Source organism: Bacillus sp. EB01 (assembly GCF_000613125.1).
Classification (GTDB): Bacteria; Bacillota; Bacilli; order Bacillales; family Cytobacillaceae; genus Bacillus_D.
Genome location: NZ_HG964497.1, coordinates 3,450,456 through 3,470,948, shown reverse-complemented (window position 1 = coordinate 3,470,948; position 20,493 = coordinate 3,450,456). Strand labels below are relative to the sequence as shown.

At 43.4% G+C, this 20,493-nt stretch carries 19 protein-coding genes; 1 reads left to right on the top strand and 18 read right to left on the bottom strand.

Features of this window, described 5'->3' with window-relative positions; genetic code table 11:
- Nucleotides 1-4: 4 nt before the first annotated feature.
- Complete coding sequence (gene yqiS / locus TY16_RS15980; protein ID WP_043932838.1) at nucleotides 5-916, bottom strand: phosphate butyryltransferase; 912 nt, start codon at nucleotides 914-916, stop codon at nucleotides 5-7.
- Nucleotides 917-1,057: 141 nt separating this feature from the next.
- Nucleotides 1,058-3,175: a sigma-54 interaction domain-containing protein gene (locus TY16_RS15975; protein WP_197028409.1), complete on the bottom strand. Its 2,118-nt coding sequence runs from the start codon at nucleotides 3,173-3,175 to the stop codon at nucleotides 1,058-1,060.
- A 124-nt stretch (nucleotides 3,176-3,299) separates the two neighbouring features.
- Here TY16_RS15975 and TY16_RS15970 point away from each other — a divergent pair, with 124 nt between their 5' ends.
- The gene (locus tag TY16_RS15970; RefSeq protein WP_043932836.1) at nucleotides 3,300-3,536 is read left to right on the top strand and encodes a DUF2627 domain-containing protein; all 237 of its coding nucleotides are present in this window, start codon (nucleotides 3,300-3,302) and stop codon (nucleotides 3,534-3,536) included.
- Between the two features lie 17 nt (nucleotides 3,537-3,553).
- Here the strand turns inward: TY16_RS15970 and TY16_RS15965 are convergent, their stop codons facing one another.
- The 16 genes from TY16_RS15965 to accB all read right to left on the bottom strand — a co-directional run bounded on the left by TY16_RS15965 (nucleotide 3,554) and on the right by accB (nucleotide 20,440).
- A complete protein-coding gene (locus tag TY16_RS15965) occupies nucleotides 3,554-4,291 on the bottom strand; it encodes a glycerophosphodiester phosphodiesterase (RefSeq protein WP_043932835.1) in 738 nt (245 codons plus the stop codon).
- 135 nt (nucleotides 4,292-4,426) lie between these two features.
- Nucleotides 4,427-5,218, bottom strand: a complete 792-nt coding sequence (gene spo0A, locus TY16_RS15960; protein WP_043932834.1) for a sporulation transcription factor Spo0A — start codon at nucleotides 5,216-5,218, stop codon at nucleotides 4,427-4,429.
- Between the two features lie 844 nt (nucleotides 5,219-6,062).
- Nucleotides 6,063-7,358, bottom strand: a complete 1,296-nt coding sequence (gene spoIVB / locus TY16_RS15955; RefSeq protein WP_043934787.1) for a SpoIVB peptidase — start codon at nucleotides 7,356-7,358, stop codon at nucleotides 6,063-6,065.
- A gap of 127 nt (nucleotides 7,359-7,485) precedes the next feature.
- Complete coding sequence (gene recN / locus TY16_RS15950) at nucleotides 7,486-9,174, bottom strand: DNA repair protein RecN (RefSeq protein WP_043932833.1); 1,689 nt, start codon at nucleotides 9,172-9,174, stop codon at nucleotides 7,486-7,488.
- Nucleotides 9,175-9,190: 16 nt separating this feature from the next.
- Nucleotides 9,191-9,640 (bottom strand): transcriptional regulator AhrC/ArgR, encoded by a 450-nt coding sequence (ahrC, locus tag TY16_RS15945; protein ID WP_043932832.1) that lies wholly within the window; start codon nucleotides 9,638-9,640, stop codon nucleotides 9,191-9,193.
- A 470-nt stretch (nucleotides 9,641-10,110) separates the two neighbouring features.
- The gene (locus tag TY16_RS26325; RefSeq protein WP_155922266.1) at nucleotides 10,111-10,284 is read right to left on the bottom strand and encodes a hypothetical protein; all 174 of its coding nucleotides are present in this window, start codon (nucleotides 10,282-10,284) and stop codon (nucleotides 10,111-10,113) included.
- 326 nt (nucleotides 10,285-10,610) lie between these two features.
- Nucleotides 10,611-11,462: a TlyA family RNA methyltransferase gene (locus tag TY16_RS15940; RefSeq protein ID WP_043932831.1), complete on the bottom strand. Its 852-nt coding sequence runs from the start codon at nucleotides 11,460-11,462 to the stop codon at nucleotides 10,611-10,613.
- A gap of 4 nt (nucleotides 11,463-11,466) precedes the next feature.
- Nucleotides 11,467-13,359 carry a 1-deoxy-D-xylulose-5-phosphate synthase gene (dxs, locus tag TY16_RS15935; RefSeq protein ID WP_043932830.1) on the bottom strand — a complete coding sequence of 631 codons (1,893 nt, stop codon included), beginning with the start codon at nucleotides 13,357-13,359 and terminating at the stop codon, nucleotides 11,467-11,469.
- Nucleotides 13,360-13,596: 237 nt separating this feature from the next.
- Nucleotides 13,597-14,484 (bottom strand): polyprenyl synthetase family protein, encoded by an 888-nt coding sequence (locus TY16_RS15930; RefSeq protein WP_231505636.1) that lies wholly within the window; start codon nucleotides 14,482-14,484, stop codon nucleotides 13,597-13,599.
- 4 nt (nucleotides 14,485-14,488) lie between these two features.
- Nucleotides 14,489-14,722: an exodeoxyribonuclease VII small subunit gene (locus TY16_RS15925; protein WP_043932828.1), complete on the bottom strand. Its 234-nt coding sequence runs from the start codon at nucleotides 14,720-14,722 to the stop codon at nucleotides 14,489-14,491.
- On the bottom strand, nucleotides 14,715-16,073 hold the full coding sequence (xseA, locus tag TY16_RS15920) for an exodeoxyribonuclease VII large subunit (RefSeq protein ID WP_043932827.1): 1,359 nt from the start codon (nucleotides 16,071-16,073) through the stop codon (nucleotides 14,715-14,717). Before xseA ends, TY16_RS15925 begins: the two co-directional genes overlap by 8 nt.
- Nucleotides 16,074-16,498: 425 nt before the next feature.
- Nucleotides 16,499-17,365, bottom strand: coding sequence for a bifunctional methylenetetrahydrofolate dehydrogenase/methenyltetrahydrofolate cyclohydrolase FolD (gene folD, locus TY16_RS15915; RefSeq protein WP_043932826.1), 867 nt, complete (start codon nucleotides 17,363-17,365; stop codon nucleotides 16,499-16,501).
- A gap of 45 nt (nucleotides 17,366-17,410) precedes the next feature.
- Nucleotides 17,411-17,803: a transcription antitermination factor NusB gene (nusB, locus tag TY16_RS15910; RefSeq protein ID WP_043932825.1), complete on the bottom strand. Its 393-nt coding sequence runs from the start codon at nucleotides 17,801-17,803 to the stop codon at nucleotides 17,411-17,413.
- Between the two features lie 327 nt (nucleotides 17,804-18,130).
- The gene (locus tag TY16_RS15900) at nucleotides 18,131-18,541 is read right to left on the bottom strand and encodes an Asp23/Gls24 family envelope stress response protein (protein WP_043932823.1); all 411 of its coding nucleotides are present in this window, start codon (nucleotides 18,539-18,541) and stop codon (nucleotides 18,131-18,133) included.
- A 21-nt stretch (nucleotides 18,542-18,562) separates the two neighbouring features.
- The gene (gene accC / locus TY16_RS15895; protein WP_043932822.1) at nucleotides 18,563-19,915 is read right to left on the bottom strand and encodes an acetyl-CoA carboxylase biotin carboxylase subunit; all 1,353 of its coding nucleotides are present in this window, start codon (nucleotides 19,913-19,915) and stop codon (nucleotides 18,563-18,565) included.
- 3 nt (nucleotides 19,916-19,918) lie between these two features.
- Nucleotides 19,919-20,440 (bottom strand): acetyl-CoA carboxylase biotin carboxyl carrier protein, encoded by a 522-nt coding sequence (accB, locus tag TY16_RS15890; protein WP_043932821.1) that lies wholly within the window; start codon nucleotides 20,438-20,440, stop codon nucleotides 19,919-19,921.
- Nucleotides 20,441-20,493 lie beyond the last annotated feature (53 nt).

Sequence of the window (20,493 nt, the reverse complement as noted above, 5' to 3'; positions counted from 1 at the left end):
AATTTCAAATTGCACTTGAAGACGAGCATAGCGCCAAAGCAAGTGAATAAAGCTTGCTTTCCGAAGAATCGGAGCGTGAAGTGAGGACAATTGGGGCCTTGGCCCCACATACGACACCACCGACTTTTGCATTGGCAAAATAAACAAGAGATTTATACAGGATATTACCTGCCTCAATCGAAGGCATGAGTAAAATATCTGCTCTTCCAGCCACATCCCCTATGATGCCCTTGTGTTCGGCAGCAAGGGGTGAAATTGCATTATCAAGTGCCAGGGGACCTTCAATAATACAGCCCTCTATTACGCCTTTTTGATTCATTGCAGCAAGCTCTGCAGCATCAAGTGTAGCCTGCATGGAAGGGTTAACGATTTCAACAGCACAAACTGGAGCAACTTTTGGATATTTAATTCCTGAAGCAGTCGCAAGCGCAACCGCATTCTGGATAATTTTCGCTTTTTCCTCCAGATTGGGAGCTATATTCATCGCGGCGTCTGTTACAAAAATCGGCCTTTCGAATCCAGGAATATTAAATGCTGCGGTGTGGGACAAGATACCGGTTGATCTAAGCCCATACTCCTTATTTAAAACAGCTCTTAATATCAATGAAGTTTGAATATCGCCCTTCATCAAGACTTGTGCTGTTCCTGAACTGACTGCTTTTACTGCTTCAATTGCCGATTCATTTATTTCCTGAACGTCCCTTATGATAATGGAAGTATTCCTTGCAAGTCCAGGCTGGATTTGTTCAAGAATGGTTTCTATATGCTCGCTATTACCGAACAGGATAAACTTAGCCATTCCATGGCGGATGGCTTCAGCAACTGATTCGAGAACCTCTTCGTCGGCTGCCGCGGCAACTGCCACTGTTCTTTTCGTACCTTGCACTGATCTTTCTAGAAGAGCATCAAGAAACACTTTGCAATCATCCCCTTTGCCAGGGTTATTCCCCCGAAAAACAAAAATGCAAGAACCGTGCCAAAACGAAACTCCTGCTTTTTATAATGATAGAAAAATAAAAAACGTTATTTTTACGAATTAAATTGCAGACCATGCAAATTATTGCATGCTCGTATTTTCAAGGTTATACTTTTCAAGCTTATAATACAGATTCCTAATTGACAGCCCCAAAAGCTTGGCCGTTTTTGTCTTATTTCCATTTGTCTGTGCAAGAGTCCGGCTAATGATTGCAGCTTCATATTTTTCAACCATCTCTGCAAGAGGCATTGATTCAGTAGCTGATAGTCCTGGTAAGGCAACCCTGCTTGAAGAGGTACGTTTCTTAAGGTCTGGAAGATGATTAACATCAATAATCGTTTCATTGTATCCCATGAAAATAATTGCCCTGCCCAGTATATTCTCCAGCTCTCTAACATTCCCCGGCCAATCATATTCCATTAAATGAAGCATTGCCGCCTCTGTTACACCCTCAACATTGCGGCCATAATCCTGATTGATTTTTTGGATGAGCCTCTCGCATAACAACGGCACTTCCTCCAGCCGATTCCTAAGCGGAGGGATTTGGATAGGAAGACGATTGATTCTATAGTAAAGGTCTTCTCTAAACGTACTGCTTGCAATCCCTTTTTCTAGATTGACATTCGTTGCCGCGATGATCCGGACATTAATTGGAATGGCTTTGGTGCCGCCTACCCGGATAATTTCCCTTTCCTGAAGCACCCTTAATAATTTCGCCTGGGTATTAGCCGATAATTCGCCTATTTCATCCAGGAAAATGCTTCCGTTATTCGCCTCTTCAAACAAGCCACGCCTTCCGCCTCTTTTTGCCCCGGAAAAAGCACCCTCCTCATAGCCGAACAACTCGCTCTCCAAAAGCGTTTCGGACAACGCTGCACAATTGACCCGAATAAACTTATTGAACTTCCTATCGCTTGCATTATGTATTGCGTGGGCAAACAACTCTTTACCAGTACCGGATTCTCCCCTAAGAAGAACGGTCGCTGGTGTTTTTGCCGCCAGTTTCGCCTGTTCGGTGGCAAGGAGCATTTCCTCTGATTTTCCGATAATGTCATCAAAAGAATATTTTGCCTCAAGTGTCCGGATAATCTGCCTGGCACGTGAAAGCTCACGGTTCAGTGTCTGGATTTCCGACATGTCGTGAATAACGCCAACACTGCCTTTTAATTTTCCTTCAACAATAATTGGTGCTACATTGACAATTACTTCCTTCTTGTTTGGGCCAACCCTCATCGGAACACCACGGACCGCACGCCTTGTTTTAAGCACCTTAAAATGCATGCTTTCCCCTTCGGAAATATCTGCAGTGGCGGGCTTGCCAATCACTTGCTCCCGCGTCAGTCCAGTTATCCTGTTATAAGCAGGATTTACAAGAATGCCCCTTCCTTCTTCATCAACAACGGAAATAGCATCATCGCTGGATTGGATAATTGCTTCAAGCATTGTTTGTATTTCCTTGAGATTTGTTATTTCTTCCGCAAGGCTGAGTACCTCAGAAATATCTTTAAATACTGCAAAGGCACCTAAAAGAATTCCTTGTTCATCAATGATTGGGATCCTCGTCGTAATAATTTTCACACCATTAACCAGGACCATTTCCTGATTGGCCTCAATCCTTCTAGAGCTAAGAATCAGGGGCAGCCTGCTTGAAGGGATGATTTCATGGATGTGGCTGCCTAGGGCAAGCTCTCTGCTGACTCCTACCATTTCTGATGCTCTGCTGTTAAAAAGAGTGATTATCCCTTTTTGGTCAATGACAATCATGCCATCGCTTGCGGAACTAAAAATCAATTCCTGTTTATACGACTCATTTTTTAGCCGCTCGATTAAATCTTCCTTTAATTCCATCAAGGTAGCGATCAAGAATGCTACGCTCCCCGGTATCAGAATTGCATCGGATGCAGCCTTTTTTAATTCGGGAAAAACGGTAGGATCTCCTGTAACCTCAATAATGATATCATGATTTACGGCCATAAATGGCTTCCAATCCACTCCCGTGGAAATACCTTCACTCTTTGCAAGCAGTATGCCGGGGGCATCCTTGTTCCTGTCTATTACAGCCTTCACATCAAAGATTTCTGCTTCCTTAAGCATTTTAAGTATCGCAGTACCGCCTTTACCCGCACCAATGATCATCACACTAGGCAAACTTGATGCCTCCCTTTGCAGAAATTTGATTGACTCCGCAAACAATTTCATGGAGTAAGCGCCATGAACCTGCAACCTTTTTCATATTAATTCTAACGGTTCTAAACTTTCTTGACAAATTTTTATCTTAGCTTATGATTTTTTTAAGGAATAACTTTGATTGGGGAATGAATAGATGAAACGTTTGGCTGCTCTTCTTGTTATGTTGGTCCCAGGGTTTCTGGCAGCCTATGGAGTAAAATTAATGCGGGATATGCTCTTTGGCAAACTATTGGAACCCTTTGGGCTCCTATGGCTGCAATTCTTGACTGGTTTCATCCTCTTTGTAACAGGGCTTGGCTTTGTGGCCGGCTTTGTGCTTTATCGAGATCGAAAACGCAATAAAGTCCAGGACCGCTTTAAAAACAAATAAAAGGAAAGGGCAGAATTTTAATGCCTCTTTCCTTTTTTGTTTCTTATCTCGAGTGCAAGCGCTGGATTATCGGTTATAAGAGCCGTACAGCCAGCTTTATATAACCTTTCCATGTCCTTTTCCCGATTTACTGTATAAGGCCTTACCGCAACGCCATTAGATTCTGATTCCCTAATAATGTCGTCAGAAGCATATATATATTTCGGATGAATGCCCTTGGCTCCTAAAGCTTTCGCATATACCCATGGTTTATAGACAAGTTCCGCAAAAAGTGGCGCTGTTTCTATTTCAGGATCAATTCTTAAGCACTGGACAACACTGTAATGATTAAAGGAAGAAAGAATCACACGTTTTTCCAGCCCATACTTCCTGACAAGGTTAATTGACTTTTCTTCCATACCAGCATACGGAAATATCCCGTTTTTAAATTCAATATTGCAGTTAAGTTTTGTGTCCTTTAGCCATTCCAGCACTTCCTCAAGTGTTGGGATTGGTTCAGACCCTTTTGGGGACATCTTTTTAAAATCGGCATTCAACTTTTTGATTTCCGCATATGTAAAATCTTTTACAAAACCTGCATTTCCCGTCGTCCTGTCTACCTTTTCGTCATGTATAATGACCGGAACCCCATCTTTCGTTAATTGAACATCCAGCTCCAGCCCTTCAGCACCAGCCTTTTCAGCTTCAATAAAAGCAGTCATTGTATTTTCCGAATACAATGACTTGTATCCGCGATGAGCAAATATCAAAGTCATTTCAATTCCCCCTATTGCTATAAATTATCTATGCCTTAACCTCTACCCTTTTTCATTATATGTTATACTCCAAAAAATCCCTCTTTAGCACAGAGCTAAAGAGGGATTTTTGGATAAATTAGAGGAATCGCTGAATTAAGAAGCTTTATGTTCAAGCCTCAGTTTGTCTGCTACCATTGCAATAAATTCAGAATTAGTCGGTTTTGCTTTGGTCATGCTGACCGTGTAGCCGAACAAGGAGGAGATTGAGTCAATATTCCCGCGGCTCCAGGCTACTTCAATCGCATGGCGGATTGCTCTCTCGACACGGCTGGCAGTCGTGTTGTATTTTTTGGCAATATCCGGATATAAAACTTTTGTAATGGATCCAAGCAACTCGATGTCATTGTAAACCATTGAAATTGCTTCACGGAGGTATAGGTACCCTTTAATATGCGCCGGAACACCAATCTCATGAATGATGGTGGTGATGCTCGCATCCAGATTCCTTGGCTTTTGCTCGGAATGGGAACGGAAGCTTGAGGATTGGCCTTTCCTCGTAACAGAACTTGATTTACCATTTACAGTGCGAATGTGATTGCCGAGCATTTCCATATCAAACGGTTTCAAAATAAAATAGGACGCTCCCAGCTCCACAGCCTTTTTGGTCACATCTTCCTGGCCGAAAGCAGTCAGCATAATGACATGCGGCATTGGTCCATTTTTAATCTCGCGCATCCTTTCAAGAACAGCAAGCCCGTCAAGATGAGGCATAATAATATCCAAAACAAGTACGTCTGGATTTATTTCTTCCAACATTTCCAGGCATTCTTGACCATTATGCGCAACGCCAGCTACCTCCATGTCATCCTGAGACGATATATAATCATCCAGTAACCCTACCAATTCACGGTTATCGTCAACGACGCAAACTTTAATTTTCTTCACTCCCAGTTACCTCCTCAAGTTCCAAGTAATCTCATGACCAATCTATTTTCTATTCTAAAGGACAAATTCGACAATGCAACTATAATTCCTGCACGGAAGTAAAATTTTCTCAAAAAACTCATAAAAATTACGATTTTCTTTATTTATCTCGTTAATTCTCTTTATTTCGACTCTTTTCGCTTTAATCTGCGAATTTGTCGAAAAGTATTTTTGGTATCATCACAGAGGAGTTCCCAACCCCTAGCTTACAGGATTTTCGAGAAGCACTTACAGGGGCTAACAAAGTCGCTTCCGCATTAACATACCTCTCGTCGCTATTAATGCCTGTAGGCTCTACCTTTTGTTGGGGAAGAGCAAGTAAGGGAGAAAACGGTCGTTACTAAAAGTCTTGACGATTATGATGGTTAAGAAATGCAAGGGTGCGGTCGTCAATAAAGATTCTTGACGACCCGGATAGCTGAGAAATAAAGGGCACGGTCGTCAATAAAGGCCCTTGACGACCCGGATTGCTTAGAAATGAAGGGCACGGTCGTCAATAAAGGTTCTTAACGACCCTGAGAGTTAGAAATGAAGCGCACGGTCGTCAATAGAGCATCATTGATTCTTTTCCCGTTAGGAGATTGAATAAGCTCCCATTAATTAACATCTCATGACCTTATGCAATTACACAAGGAAAGCTTCCAGGAATAATCCTCAGACGATAGTATGCGTTAACATAATTAAGGATCATGAGGATTTTCGAACGAGTCATCGCACCTTTCACTTCAATCAACAATGGTAAAATTTCTACATTATCCAAAAAGAAAAAAGGCCCGCTTATGGGCCTCTAATCCAACCAAATCACTCAGCTTGCTTTTGATTCCGGCTTTTCATATATGTCAATTCCCGCTTCCGAAAGCATCCATTCGATGTGCACCCCATAACCAGAGGTAGGATCGTTTACAAATACATGCGTTACCGCACCAATTAGTTTCCCGTCCTGGATAATGGGACTGCCACTCATCCCCTGTACAATGCCGCCAGTCTTTTGGAGAAGCTTCGGATCGGTCACCTTAATGACCATTCCCTTTGTTGCAGGGAATTTTTGCGGAATCGTGCTTACAATTTCAATGTTGAACGTCTCCACTTTGTCATTATCAACAACAGTAAGAATTTGCGCTGGCCCTTCTTTTACTTGGTGAGATAAGGCGATTGGCATCGGCTTATCCATGATGCCGTTATCGATATCCCTATGCAATTTGCCAAAAATCCCGAATGGGCTGTTTCGCTTTATATTTCCGATAATTTGCTTATCATCAGAAAACCTTGCAAGCTTTTCGCCAGGGTTTCCATTAGATCCTTTTTCTATCGAAGTGACAGTTGAGCGTAAAACTTGGCCGTTTTCCACTACAATTGGCTTCTTGGTATCCATATCTGAGATGACATGTCCCAGGGCTCCATATTTCTTTGAATCAGGGTGGTAAAAGGTCATAGTCCCAATACCTGCCGCTGAATCCCTGATATATAGGCCGAGCTTATAGTTATCCGCACCTTTTTCTTTTAATGGCATTAGATTGGCTTTAACCTTTCCATTTTCCCTGGTAATCGAAAGCTTGAGCGCTTTTCCAGTCTTGCCTGCTTCCTGAACCAATGGTGCTACGTCAGCCATTTTCTCAATTCGCTGGCCATTGATTTCAGTAATGATATCTCCGACTTTGATCCCGGAAAGTTCACCAGGTGATTTACGCCCGTTTGAGGTCTCAACCTGATGATGCCCCACAACCAGGACCCCAACAGAATTCAGTTTTACACCAATAGATTGGCCACCCGGATACACCTTAAATCCTTTGAGCACCTTTACATCGACTTTTTTGATTGGAATGCCTGCGAGGTCGAGGACAACTGAGCTTGCGCCTGAATCCTTTGCAGATAAGGAAACCTGTTGGTCGGTCTGGTTCAGGACAATGTTATCCGATTTCGAGACAACCGAAGCGGTTACAGGTAATGCTTTATCAAACGAGAACTCCTGTCCCTGAAAAACAGTTATCTCATTTGGTATTTGGAGATAGCTTTGGAATGGTTTCCAGCTAGTTAAAGCAATAATTGAAACAAGGAGAATTCCACCGATTATTTTTCTAATTAATCCTAAATTCAAATTCATCACTCTCCTCGCTTCTAATGCTTGTTGCTTCTTTTCTTTAAAAATGGCTACAACTATAATTTTGCCGGGTTCTGATTCATTTATAACCATGTGAGAAATAAAAAAGCTACCCTAAATGGATAGCATTTCATGAATTCTTTATTTGTGAGGCTAATGTAAGGAGTTCTCTGGCATGTTCCTTTGTCAAGTCAGTAATTTCGACACCAGATATCATCCTGCTAATTTCTTCGACTTTCTGTTGTTCATTTAGAGGCACAACCGATGTTTTCGTTCTTCCGCCTTTTGTAATCTTGGAAATAAAAAGATGTGTATCAGCCATGGCAGCTACTTGAGGCAAGTGGGATATACAAAGAACCTGGGATCCGCTTGCAACTCGAGAAATTTTTTCGGCGATTGACTGTGCCACCCTTCCGCTGACTCCAGTATCCACTTCATCAAATATAATTGACGTAACTCCCTGGTGCTTTGAAAAGATGCTTTTTAGAGCAAGCATAATACGGGAAAGTTCGCCTCCTGAAGCGACCTTTGAAAGTGGCTTCAAAGGTTCGCCGGGATTGGTGGAAATAAAAAATCCAACCTTGTCAACGCCGCTGCGGGTAAAATTCTGGGACTCCCGTCCAAAACGGATTTCAAAGACCGTTTTTGCCATATAAAGGTCTTTCAGTTCTTTATGGATCAGTTTGGTCAGCCTGTCCGCCCATCTTTTTCTTAAACTGGTGAGCTTTGCCGCTTCACTAGTCAATTGGCCATTTAGCTTTGAAAGTTCTTTTTCAAGTTTGCCAATATGGGTTTCCTTGTTCTGAAGGGCATCAATCTCAACTTTGATTTTTTCTTGATAGGCAAGAATTTCTTCAATGGTCCTGCCGTATTTTCGTTTAAGCTGGTTAATCTCAGTTAGCCTGTCTTCTATTTCACTCAGACGCTGAGGATCATATTCGAGTGTGTCGAGACTATTACGGAGCGTGGAGGCAGCATCTTCAAGTGCGTAGTAACTGTTGGAAACCGATTCCGCCATTTCTTTATATTCCGTATCGAGAGCTGCTGCATCCTCCAGGCTGCCCATCGCTTCACCAGCCCAGTCAAGCGCCCGGGAATCACCTTTCAAGGCAGTATACGCAGCTTGAATCGCCTCATATATCTTTTCAAAATTTCCAAGGCGGTGTTTTTCTTCAGCCAACTCTTCGTCTTCGTTTTCCTTAAGGCCGGCATTATTTATTTCCTCTAGCTGGAATTGTATTAAATCCAGGCGATGGGCCATTTGCTGTTCATTTTCGCTAAGCTTTCGCAGCTTTGATAGTGTTTCTTCATATTGCCGATAAATTGACTGATATGCGTCAAGTGCAGGTTGAATATCATTTGAGCCAAATTGGTCCAGCAGCGGCAGGTGCAACGCATCATTCATCAGTTCCTGGTGCTCATGCTGCCCGTGGATATCGACAAGTGTACCGCCTATCTCCCTCAAAACGGATAAAGTAACTAATTTTCCGTTGACACGGCAAACGCTCTTCCCGCTTAAAAATATATCGCGCCGGATGACAACCATTGAATCCTCAATTTCAATACCGAACTCTTCAGCTTTCTCTATACATGGGTGGTTTTGGTCATCAAGTAGGAAAAGACCTTCAATTTCTGCCTTTTCCTCGCCATGGCGTACAAATTCTGATGAACCTCTGCCACCGACCAGCAAATGGATCGCATCGATGATAATCGATTTTCCCGCACCGGTTTCCCCTGTCAAAACAGTTAGCCCCTTCTCAAATGAAACAGAAAGGGCTTCTATAATAGCAAAGTTCTTTATTGATAATTCGGTTAACAAAAAGCATTCCCCCAAGCTAAAGCATTTCCAGGAATTTGTCAGTAATCGCCTCGGTATCCTCGGTCGTCCTGCAAATGATCAAGATTGTATCATCTCCGCAAATCGTACCTAAAATTTCTTCCCAATCAAGATTATCTATGAGTGCGCCAATGGCCATTGCATTTCCGGGAAGTGTCTTCATGACGAGTAGATGGCCAGCCGAATCAATGCGTACAAATGCATCCATCATCGTTCGTTTCAGTTTTTGAAGCGGGTTAAATCTCTGGTCAGCAGGCAAGCTGTATTTATATCTGCCATCCTGGAGCGGTACCTTGACCAGATGCAGCTCCTTAATGTCCCTTGAAACAGTTGCCTGTGTAACGTTAAATCCGGCAATTCTTAGTTCATCCACCAGGTCGTCCTGGGTTTCAATGTCACTGCTCGTTATAATTTCCCTGATTTTAATATGCCGCTGGCCTTTGTTCATTCTATTTCACCCCATCAGACAATCAAAACATTTTGTATGTTTATACATTTTGTCGGTTCTACCCATATGTTAGCTGATTTTGGCGCAGTTGTGCAATCATTCATGTGAAAAATTAAGGTATTTATCTGAATAATATAGTTTGGACCGACTTTTTTAAAGTTTTTTATCAAAAGCTATGTTAAACAACGTTGTTGATTTCCGCTGCACAAAGGGAAGCTTCAAAGAATAACCTTCGCAGGGACACAAAGGAAAGCTCCTGAGAATTAACATCGCAGAGACAGGCGCATTTTGCCTGTCGCGAGGCGTTCTTTGCCTGTCACGAGGCGCTTCGCTTTCCACGGGCGGCCTCGGAGCCTGTCTAGCTGCGGCTCCTAGCTAGTTTTCTTCTTGACTAAGCATCCTGAGTATCTTGTAACAATCATGGCTTTGGAAAAGCGATGATTGTTACAGCTCGAGGTCGCTTCGGTCCCTCAGCTGAAGTCAAATAGCGACTTCTGCTTCAGGCCCCCCACAAGAGTATGCTTCGGAAGCATAGACATCCACGAAGAAAATGCGTTTTTTGCATTTTCGAGGAGCGCAGTCGGAGCTGGGCAGTCGCCTCGCTTTTCTATCTCCTCGGCGCGAGCGCCTGTGGGGTCTCCCACTGACCTTTTCTCCCGTAGGACGTTGAATAAGCTTCCCTGAAAAAGCATCGCAGGAGAAAATGCGCTTTTTGCATTTTCGAACGAGTCTTCGCGCCTTCCGCTCCAATCAACAATGCTAATATATCAACAATATCCATTAACACAGCTTATCAAAAAAACATAACTGCTCGAACTTTGGTTGCAATCCATTTATGGAGAGTTTCCCGACTTCCTAGCCAGAAAGGCAATACTAATATTATCTCGTATAAATCTGCCTCATAAACTTAAAAGGCGTATTAATAAGCTAATGCAAAAAAGCTGTCCCAAGGGGCCGTTATCAAACGGCCTCATGGTGCAGCTTCTTCATCGGTTTTCTTTGTTTTGAGGATAGCGTGTGCTTCTTTTACAACTTGTTCCGGAGTGATATTCAAGAGGTTTTTTCCTCCATCATCTTTTCCGTCCCATTTCAGGTGAAGCAAAAATTCGATATTTCCATCCCCACCTGTTATAGGAGAATACGAGAGGCCCGCAACATTGAAGCCTTCCCCTAGCGCAAGCCCAATTGTTTTCTCCAGAACCATCAGATGGACTTTTTCGTCTCGAACAATTCCTTTCTTCCCAACCTGTTCCCGGCCAGCCTCAAATTGCGGCTTAACAAGCGCGATTACATCACTGCCAGGCACTAGAAGCGTTGCAAGAACAGGAAAGATAAGTGAAAGCGAAATAAACGAAACATCGATTGTCGCAAATTCAGGCATGCCCCTTTCCAAATCGGCAGGTGTCACATACCTGAAATTTGTCCGTTCCATTACGACAACACGTTCATCCTGACGAAGCTTCCATGCCAGCTGATTATAACCTACATCAAGGGCGTAGGACATTTTTGCCCCATTTTGCAGAGCACAATCCGTGAACCCACCTGTAGAGGAGCCGATATCGAGCATCGTTTTACCTTTGACTTCTACATTGAAAACCTTCAAGGCCTTTTCTAGCTTCAGGCCTCCTCTGCTGACATAAGGAAGCTGGTTCCCTTTTATAGTCAACGGAAGGTCAGTACTAATCTTTTCACCGGGCTTGTCAAGCCGTTCTTCATTTGTGTATACCAGGCCTGCCATGATTGACCGTTTAGCTTTTTCGCGAGTTTCTGCAAGGCCCCTCTCAACCAGCAGAACATCAAGCCTTTCCTTTTTTGCCTTCATACGATTACGCCCTTTGCTGCTTTTTTGCAGCCAATACGGACAGCCGGCTGATTGCCGAATCAACTGTAAAATCTATTTCTTCAAGCAGGAGATCAACGCTGCCATGTTCAATAAATTGATCCGGTATCCCCATCCGATCAATGACAGCCTTGAAAAATCCATGATCATGCGCAAACTCAAGCACACTGCTGCCAAATCCACCTTGAAGGACTGCTTCTTCAATTGTTAATATCGGCATGCCTTTTCCAAGTATTTCAGTCAGCATTGCTTCATCAAGCGGTTTAATAAACCGTGCATTCACTACCTTAGCCGATACCCCGCGTTTTTCCAGAGCTGCAGCTGCTTCCAAAGCCATAGGTACAGTCGTACCGAACGTTAGGATTGCAGCATCTTCACCTTCTTTCAGGACCTCCCATGAGCCAATTGGAATTTGTTTCAACTCTTCATCCATCGGCACACCGATTCCATTACCGCGCGGAAACCTCATTGCGATTGGACCATCGTCGTACTTAAGCGCCGTATTGACCATATGCTGCCCTTCATTCTCATCCTTTGGCATCATAAGTACAAGATTAGGAACATGCCTTAGGAAGGCAATATCGAATACTCCCTGGTGGGTTTCACCGTCAGCACCAACGAGGCCGGCACGGTCGATTCCGATAAAGACATTCAAATTTTGTCTGCAGATATCATGGACAACCTGATCATAAGCCCGCTGGAGGAAAGTTGAATATATCGCCAAAAACGGTTTCATATTTTGGGTAGCCAGCCCAGCTGCAACAGTCGTTGCGTGCTGTTCGGCTATCCCTACATCAAACATTCTGTCAGGGAATTCCGACGCGAAGCCTTCAAGCTTCGAACCGACAGGCATAGCTGGTGTAATCGCTACAACCCTCTCGTCCTCCCTGGCAATTTTTCGTACAGTCTCAGCGACCAATCCACTCCAGGATGGCGGAGAAAAAGCAGGTTTTACAAAATCACCCGTCTCCATCTTGTAAGGACCGGTTCCATGCCAGGTACCGATTTTATCCGATTCAGCTGGATAATAACCTTTCCCCTTCTTGGTAATAACGTGGATAATGACAGGACCTTCTGTTTTTTTTGCATAAGCAAGATTTTCAAACAGATCGTCAAAATTATGGCCATCGACCGGCCCTAAATAGGTAAAGCCCATCTCTTCAAAAAACATGCCGGAGACCAGCATATACTTCAGGCTGTCTTTTACCCTCTCTGCAGTTGCAGCCAGGACGCCTCCAACAGCGGGTATCTTTTTAATCAAAAGTTCCAGCTCATCTTTTACCCCATTATACTTCCCAGAAGTGCGCAAGCGGCCCAACACATTGTGGAGCGCGCCTACATTCGGGGCGATTGACATTTCGTTGTCATTCAGAATGACAATCATGTTTTTCTTTTCATGCCCAATATGGTTTAAGGCTTCAAGAGCCATTCCGCCAGTAAGTGCGCCATCGCCGATAACAGGAAGAATAAAGCTGTCCTCTTTCTTTAAATCCCGTGCTATCGCCATTCCCATTGCGGCAGACAGGGATGTTGAACTGTGGCCTGTTTCCCAAACATCATGCTCGCTTTCGGAACGCTTTGGAAAACCGCACATTCCCTTAAATTGGCGCAGCGTATCAAAGTCGCATGCACGCCCTGTTAAAATTTTATGAACATAAGACTGATGTCCGACATCCCAAAGAATTTTATCCTTAGGGCTGTCGAAGCATTTATGGAGAGCAATTGTCAGTTCTACTACACCAAGGTTTGGGCCGATATGGCCACCCGTTACTGATAATTTCTCAATCAGAAACTGGCGGATTTCTTTACTTAACTTCTCTAGTTGTGGATTGGTCATCCTTTTTAAAAAGGAAGGATCTTTTATAGATGTTAGATCCAAATAGGATCACTCGCTTTCATGCTTATTCTGCCCGAAGTTTCTTAACTCTTTTATTATATAGGAATGGGCAGATTCCTCAAGAAAATCTCGACAATTTTGCTTCGTATATCCCTAAAATCGTGACAAAACTATCACATATTTTATTAAAAAACTAGCCGCTACCACAAGCGTGTTAACGGCATAATCATTGTGTTCATAATTCTATCATACTTGCCTTTCAGCCTCAATTAACCAAGATTAATTGTTCCTGCTGGCAACCAATGAAGCAATTTCCCTGAGCATTGCTGTGTCCAGCCCGGCAGCTGTCAAATGCTCATTTGCCAAAGTGCTTTGTTTTTCAAGAGCCTGTTTGGCCCCTTCAAGTGTCAATAATTTTGGGTAGGTACTCTTTTCATTCAGGGTATCACTTCCAACTCGTTTGCCAATTGTCGCTTCGTCCCCGATCACGTCCAAGATATCATCCCGAATTTGGAAGGCGAGGCCGAGATGATGGGCAAAAGCTGACAAGCTCTTAAGCTGTTCCTCGGTGGCTCCCGAAAGAACAGCACCAGCAAAAATACTGAATTCCAGCAGCCTGCCTGTTTTTCTAATATGGATTGATTCCAGTTCCTCAAGAATTAAATCCCGCCGCTCTCCTTCCATATCAGCAACCTGCCCGCCTACCATGCCTTCTGCTCCCGAAGCCTTGGAGAGACCTGTCATGAGCCTAACCTTTACTTCCGGTGACGCAAATGGCAAGTTACCAATTAACTCAAAGCTTTGGGTTAACAGTGCATCACCGGCAAGGATTGCGATTGCTTCTCCAAACACTTTATGGTTTGTCGGCTTTCCCCGTCTCATGTCATCATCATCCATGCTTGGGAGGTCGTCGTGAATAAGGGAATACGTGTGAACCATCTCAATTGCAGCTGCCGCTTTCACACCGTCTTCAGGATTTTTGCCAAACGCATCCATGGTTGCAAAAGTGAGCATCGGGCGAATCCGTTTACCTCCGGCATTCAGGGAATAACTCATGGACTCCTTTAAAGATGGCGGAGCCTCTAATGCATGGACTGCATTCCTTAGCTCGTCTTCAAGAAGCTGTTTATATTTTTTTGAAAAAGCTTCAAAACTATGGTTGTCCAATGTATTATTCCTCCCCCTGTATGGTAAAGCTTTCTCTCCGTCCATCTTCTGTAATAATTTGCGTCAGCTGTTCCTCAACATTTTTTAATTTATCATGGCATAGTTTCGACAATTCCATTCCTTTTTTGTAAAAGCTGATTGCTTCCTCCAGTGGTACATCCCCTTCTTCAAGCTTTGAAACGATGAGCTCGAGCTGCTCCATCGCCTGTTCAAATGTCAATTCTTTTTCTTCACTCATTTTTAGGCTCCTCCACTTTCTCCTGAACCCTGCAAAGCAGGCTTCCGTCTGTAAGTTTGATTGTTACCCTATCATCTATATCTGCTTGTTGTATTGTCTTAATTAAACGATTGTCCTCGGTATAGGCAAGGCTGTAACCGCGTTCCATGATTTTTAACGGACTAAGTGCCCCTAGTGAGGCAACAGTTTTACCAAATTCCGCTTTTTTGCTGGCAAGAATAACATTCATCGCCCTTATCAGTTCCCTTTCAGACCTTCCATGCCGGCTGCTGGCTTCTGTAAGAAGCTGGCGTGGATTATTTCTTTCAAGCCTTCGTGTAACCTGGGCATGTGTATCTCTTTTTAGAGTTGCCAGGCGGTATGTACCCCGATTTAGATTTTCCGTAAGCCTGTCCAATTGTTCAAGCTTTTGCTCATATAATCTCCTTGGATAACGGAACGCATAGGAGCGTTGAATCCGATCAAGCCGGGTTTTTTGAAAGCTGAATTTTTCCTTCATGGCCCGGATAAGCCTTCCTTGCCGCTGAAGAACCCGTTCGAGGAGTTCATCAATATGGGGAACTGCCAATTCCGCCGCTCCTGTCGGGGTTGGCGCCCTAAGGTCAGCTACGTAGTCAGCAATTGTGTAATCAGTTTCGTGTCCGACCGCAGAGATAACAGGAACGGTGGAAGAGTAGATTGCCCTGGCTACTACTTCCTCATTAAAGGCCCAAAGCTCTTCAATGGAACCTCCACCCCTGCCGACTATAAGGACATCTGCCTCTCCATCCTGATTGGACCTGATAATGGCGTCAGCAACCGATTTTGCAGCATACTCCCCCTGAACAAGCGCCGGATAAACAAGCAGCCTTGCAATGGGGTAACGCCGCTTAATCGTTGTGATGATATCCCTGATTGCAGCACCAGTAGGAGATGTGATTATCCCAATTGTTTTAGGGAACAAAGGAAGCCGCCTTTTCCTGTCTGTCCGGAACAACCCCTCAGCATCAAGCTTCTTTTTTAACTGTTCATAAGCAAGGAACAATTCGCCGATGCCATCCGGCTTCATTTCTTTTATATAAATTTGATACTGGCCACTCGCCTCGTAAACGGAAACTTCTCCCCTGGCAATGATTTTCATCCCATTTTCCGGCGCAAATTTCAAGCTTCGGGAATTGCTGGCAAACATGACAGCAAGAATTCTGGAGCGCTCGTCCTTCAGGGTAAAATACATATGCCCGCTGGAATGCTGCTTTAGGTTGGAAATTTCACCTTTGATAAAAATATCCTGCAAATGCGGATCCGCATCAAATTTCCTCTTTATGTACTTTGTCAGAGCAGTAATAGTTAAATATCGGTTATTATCCTGCATGGGAATGTACTCCTCATTAAATGGTCATGCTTTCAAAAAAATCTAAAATTTTTTAGACTATGTTAAACAAGCCTGTTAATTTCCACTCAGTTTTGGCTGTCGAATAGAATCCTTCTTAAAGATTGCTGGTTTTATGGAGCAGAATTCAATCCAATGCTCCCCATCCCAACCAGTTTATTAAAACAACCTTTAAAAAAACAGCCCCTTCCATTATAAGGTTACATTTCTCATTCGTCACGAATAAGAAATGCAACCCTTAGGCAAGAGGCTTTTACTTTCTTTATCCTGGTCTTTAGGACTTTTCACCTTAAAGGCCAAGTGTCCCTAAAGATCCGATTGCTGTATCAAGATGTCCCCTTGGTTCAGTATTCGGCTTTGCAAGACTGACCAACAGTGAAAGGTCACCATTGATGGAATATTTACATTTATGCCTTTGTAAGCACAGACTTTGATTGGCTCGCAGCTTTCAAAGTATTAAATAAAAGCATTGTAATGGTCATTGGCCCTACTCCTCCAGGAACAGGGGTTATATAGCCTGCCTTTTCAGCAACCTCTTCAAAATGCACGTCCCCGCAAAGTTTACCTGTTTCATTTCTGTTAATTCCAACATCAATGACTGCTGCGCCTTCCTTGATGTGGCTTGCGCGGATAAAGTTTGGTTTTCCAATTGCTGAAACGAGGATATCTGCCTGGCGAGTGTGGAATTCAAGATCCTTGGTCCTTGAATGGCAATATGTAACAGTAGCATTTTGATTCAGGAAAAGCTGTCCCGCAGGTTTTCCGACAATATTGCTCCTGCCGACTATAACTACATGCTTTCCGGTTATTTCAAGACCGATTTCCTCCAGCAAAACGAGGATACCATATGGTGTGCATGGTAGGAAGGCATCCTGTCCGGTCATCATTCGTCCAATATTTATCGGGTGGAAGCCATCGACATCCTTATTTGGGGCAATTGCCTCAATTACTGTTTTTTCCTCTATATGAGCAGGAAGCGGAAGCTGTACAAGAATGCCATGAACTTTATCATCATGATTAAGTTGAGATATTTTTTCCAAAAGCTGCTCCTGCGAGATAGATGCGGGAAGTTCAAACATGAACGAATTGATACCAGCTTCATTGCAGGCCTTTTCCTTGTTTTTGACATAGGTCCGAGAAGCATGGTTATCTCCGACTAGAATTACAGCTAGTCCAGGATGGATGTCCCTCTCTTTTAATTCCTTAACCTTTTGGGCAATCTCCTGCCGTTTCTTCTTGGCAATTTCTTTCCCATCAATCAATTTAGCTGCCATCCCGATTCCTCCCTTTTTGTAGGAGCCGCCAATCATTATTCATCTTTAAATCAATTGCTGCTTAACCTTTGATAGGACGCCATTGATGAATTTACTTGATTGATCGTCTCCATAAAGCTTTGCAATTTCAATTGCCTCATCCAATACAACATTTGCAGGCACTTCTTCAGAGCAATACTTTAATTCAAAAACTCCTAGGCGGAGCAGGTTTCTATCAACACCAGCGAGCCTTTCCAAAGACCACTTCTCCAAGTTCCTTGTAATCAAGCCATCAATTTCCTGCTTATGTTCGACCGTCCCATTTACAAGTCTTGACAGGTACGAATCTCCCTGTTCTTCCTCAAGTACATGTTCTATTGCGGCAGTTGGTTCCGCATCACTTACGTCGATTTGAAAAAGCGCCTGAAGTGCCTTTTCCCTGGCTGTCCTTCTTTTCATTATACAATTAGCTCCTTTATAAATTAATCGCAAATCAGTAAATTGCGCAAATAGTCATAAATTGGATGCTTATTTTGCTATCCCCTTGAAAATAATAGCATACAGAAAAGATGAATGCACTGCAATGGATGAAAACTCTGCCGATAGTTTCACCAAATGCGAAAAAAGGCATCCTGGTATTCCATAAAGGAGACCAAAAGGGGAAAACAGACTGACAAACGCAGAACCATATACATCTTCTCCTACCCAATTAAAAAAAGGGCAGAAGCATTTAGCCTCGGCCCCCATTTTCTATTTTTCCCGTTCATCAAGAAAGTAAGCTAAAGCCTACATTTCTTGTTCTACTTCAGGCATTTCCTGCTTAACGGTTTCGAATTGGATACCAACGATATGGACATTGACTTCTTCGGCTGTGAGAGCTGTCATGTTCATCAATGTCTGGCGGATATTATCCTGTACTTTTTGTGCAACAGAAGGAATCGATACTCCAAATTTCATCATGCAGAAAACATCTACCTTGATTCCGGATTCAGTCAGTTCAACCTTGATTCCTTTTCCGTGATTCTTTTTACCAAGCTTTTCAACAACTCCAGTGGCAAAATTGCCTCTCATCGATGCAACTCCTTCAACCTCTGAAGCAGCAATCCCTGCAATGACTTCAATAACTTCAGGTGCGATTTCCACCTTGCCATGGCCACTCATGCCTTCGCTCATTTCCAAAATACTGTTTTCATTCATTCCAGACACCTCCGCGTATCTCTAGGATTTCATCACATCATACAGCTCCAGGAACTTGGTGTTGAATTCCCCTTCCACGAATTGCTTGTGCTCAAGAAGCCTTAAATGGAATGGTATTGTTGTATGGATCCCTTCCACAGCAAATTCAGAAAGGGCCCTTTTCATCCTTGCAATCGCTTCTTCCCGGGTACTGCCATATGTGATAACCTTCGCAATCATTGAATCATAATAAGGAGGAATTGTATAGCCCGGGTAGGCCGCAGAATCAACCCTAACCCCAATCCCGCCAGGCGGCAAATACATTTTTATTTTCCCGGCTGAAGGCATGAAGTTCTTTTCAGGATTTTCGGCATTAATCCGGCATTCGATTGCCCAGCCTGTAAAAGTGACTTCTTCCTGGCTTAATGGCAATTCCTCACCGGATGCAACCTTGATTTGTTCTTTAATTAGATCTACTCCGGTAACCATTTCGGTAACGGGATGCTCAACCTGGATCCTTGTGTTCATTTCCATGAAGTAGAACTTGCGATTGCGGTAATCATATATAAATTCTACAGTACCTGCGCCTGTATAATCAACCGCTTTTGCTGCTTTTACCGCAGCCGAACCCATTTCAGCCCTCATTTCAGAATCCAGGGCAGGAGATGGAGTTTCTTCAAGAAGTTTTTGAAGGCGCCTTTGAATGGAACAATCCCTTTCGCCTAAATGAATCGTATTTCCGTAAGTATCGGCAAGTACCTGAATCTCTACATGGCGGAAATCTTCAATATACTTTTCAATATATACCCCTGGATTTCCGAATGCGGTCATTGCTTCCTGCTGTGTAATATTAATTCCCTTGATTAAATCCTGCTCGTCTCTGGCAATCCGGATACCTTTCCCGCCGCCGCCTGCAGTAGCCTTAATGATTACTGGATAGCCGATCGTTTCTGCCAGCGCAATTGCCTCATCGTTATCTTTAATAATACCTTCCGAGCCAGGAACAATCGGCACACCTGCTTCTTTCATTGTCTGACGGGCGATATCCTTTGTTCCCATTTTGTTTATCGCTTCCGGACTTGGTCCGACAAATGTAATGTTACATTCCCTGCACAATTCTGCAAATGCTGCATTCTCTGCCAAAAAGCCGTAGCCAGGATGGATGGCATCACAGCCGGTAAGCTTTGCAACACTAATAATGTTTGTGAAATTCAAATAGCTGTCTTTAGAGGATTTAGGGCCAATGCAGTAAGCTTCATCTGCAAGCTGGACATGAAGCGATTCACGGTCCGCTTCGGAAAAAACGGCCACTGAATCGATGCCCATGTCACGGCAGGCACGAATGATCCTAACCGCAATTTCTCCCCTGTTTGCAATTAATAACTTCTTAATCATTAATTAACGCTCCCCTTGCGTTTTTACAAGGAACAACGGCTGTCCGTACTCAACAAGTTGGCCATCCTTAACGAGTATCTCAACGATTTCGCCGCTTACTTCCGCTTCAATTTCATTGAAAAGCTTCATCGCTTCCACAATACACACAACTGTATCCGGTGTAATCTGTGAACCGGGCTTTACATATGCATCAGTATCAGGGGAAGGGGACTGATAGAATGTTCCAACCATTGGTGAAACGATTTTATGTAAATCAGTTTGCTCCTCTTTTGTTGCCGCTTCCGGCTGGCTTGGTGCTTCCTGAACAGCTGCAGGAGCATTTACTGCCTGTGGTGCCGGTGCGGATAGAGCCTGGACAGCTGCTTGTGGCGTTTGCACGACAGGCTGTGGCTGCACCGCTACAGCCATTTGCTGGCCATGCTTCTTCATCTTAATTTTTGAACCTTCATTTTCAAAAACAAATTCATCAATGCTGGATTGATCAATTAATTTTATTAATTCACGAATTTCTTGTACTTTTAACACCTTTCAGCACTCCTTCAAATTTAAGACTAACTACTAATACTATACGATAATAC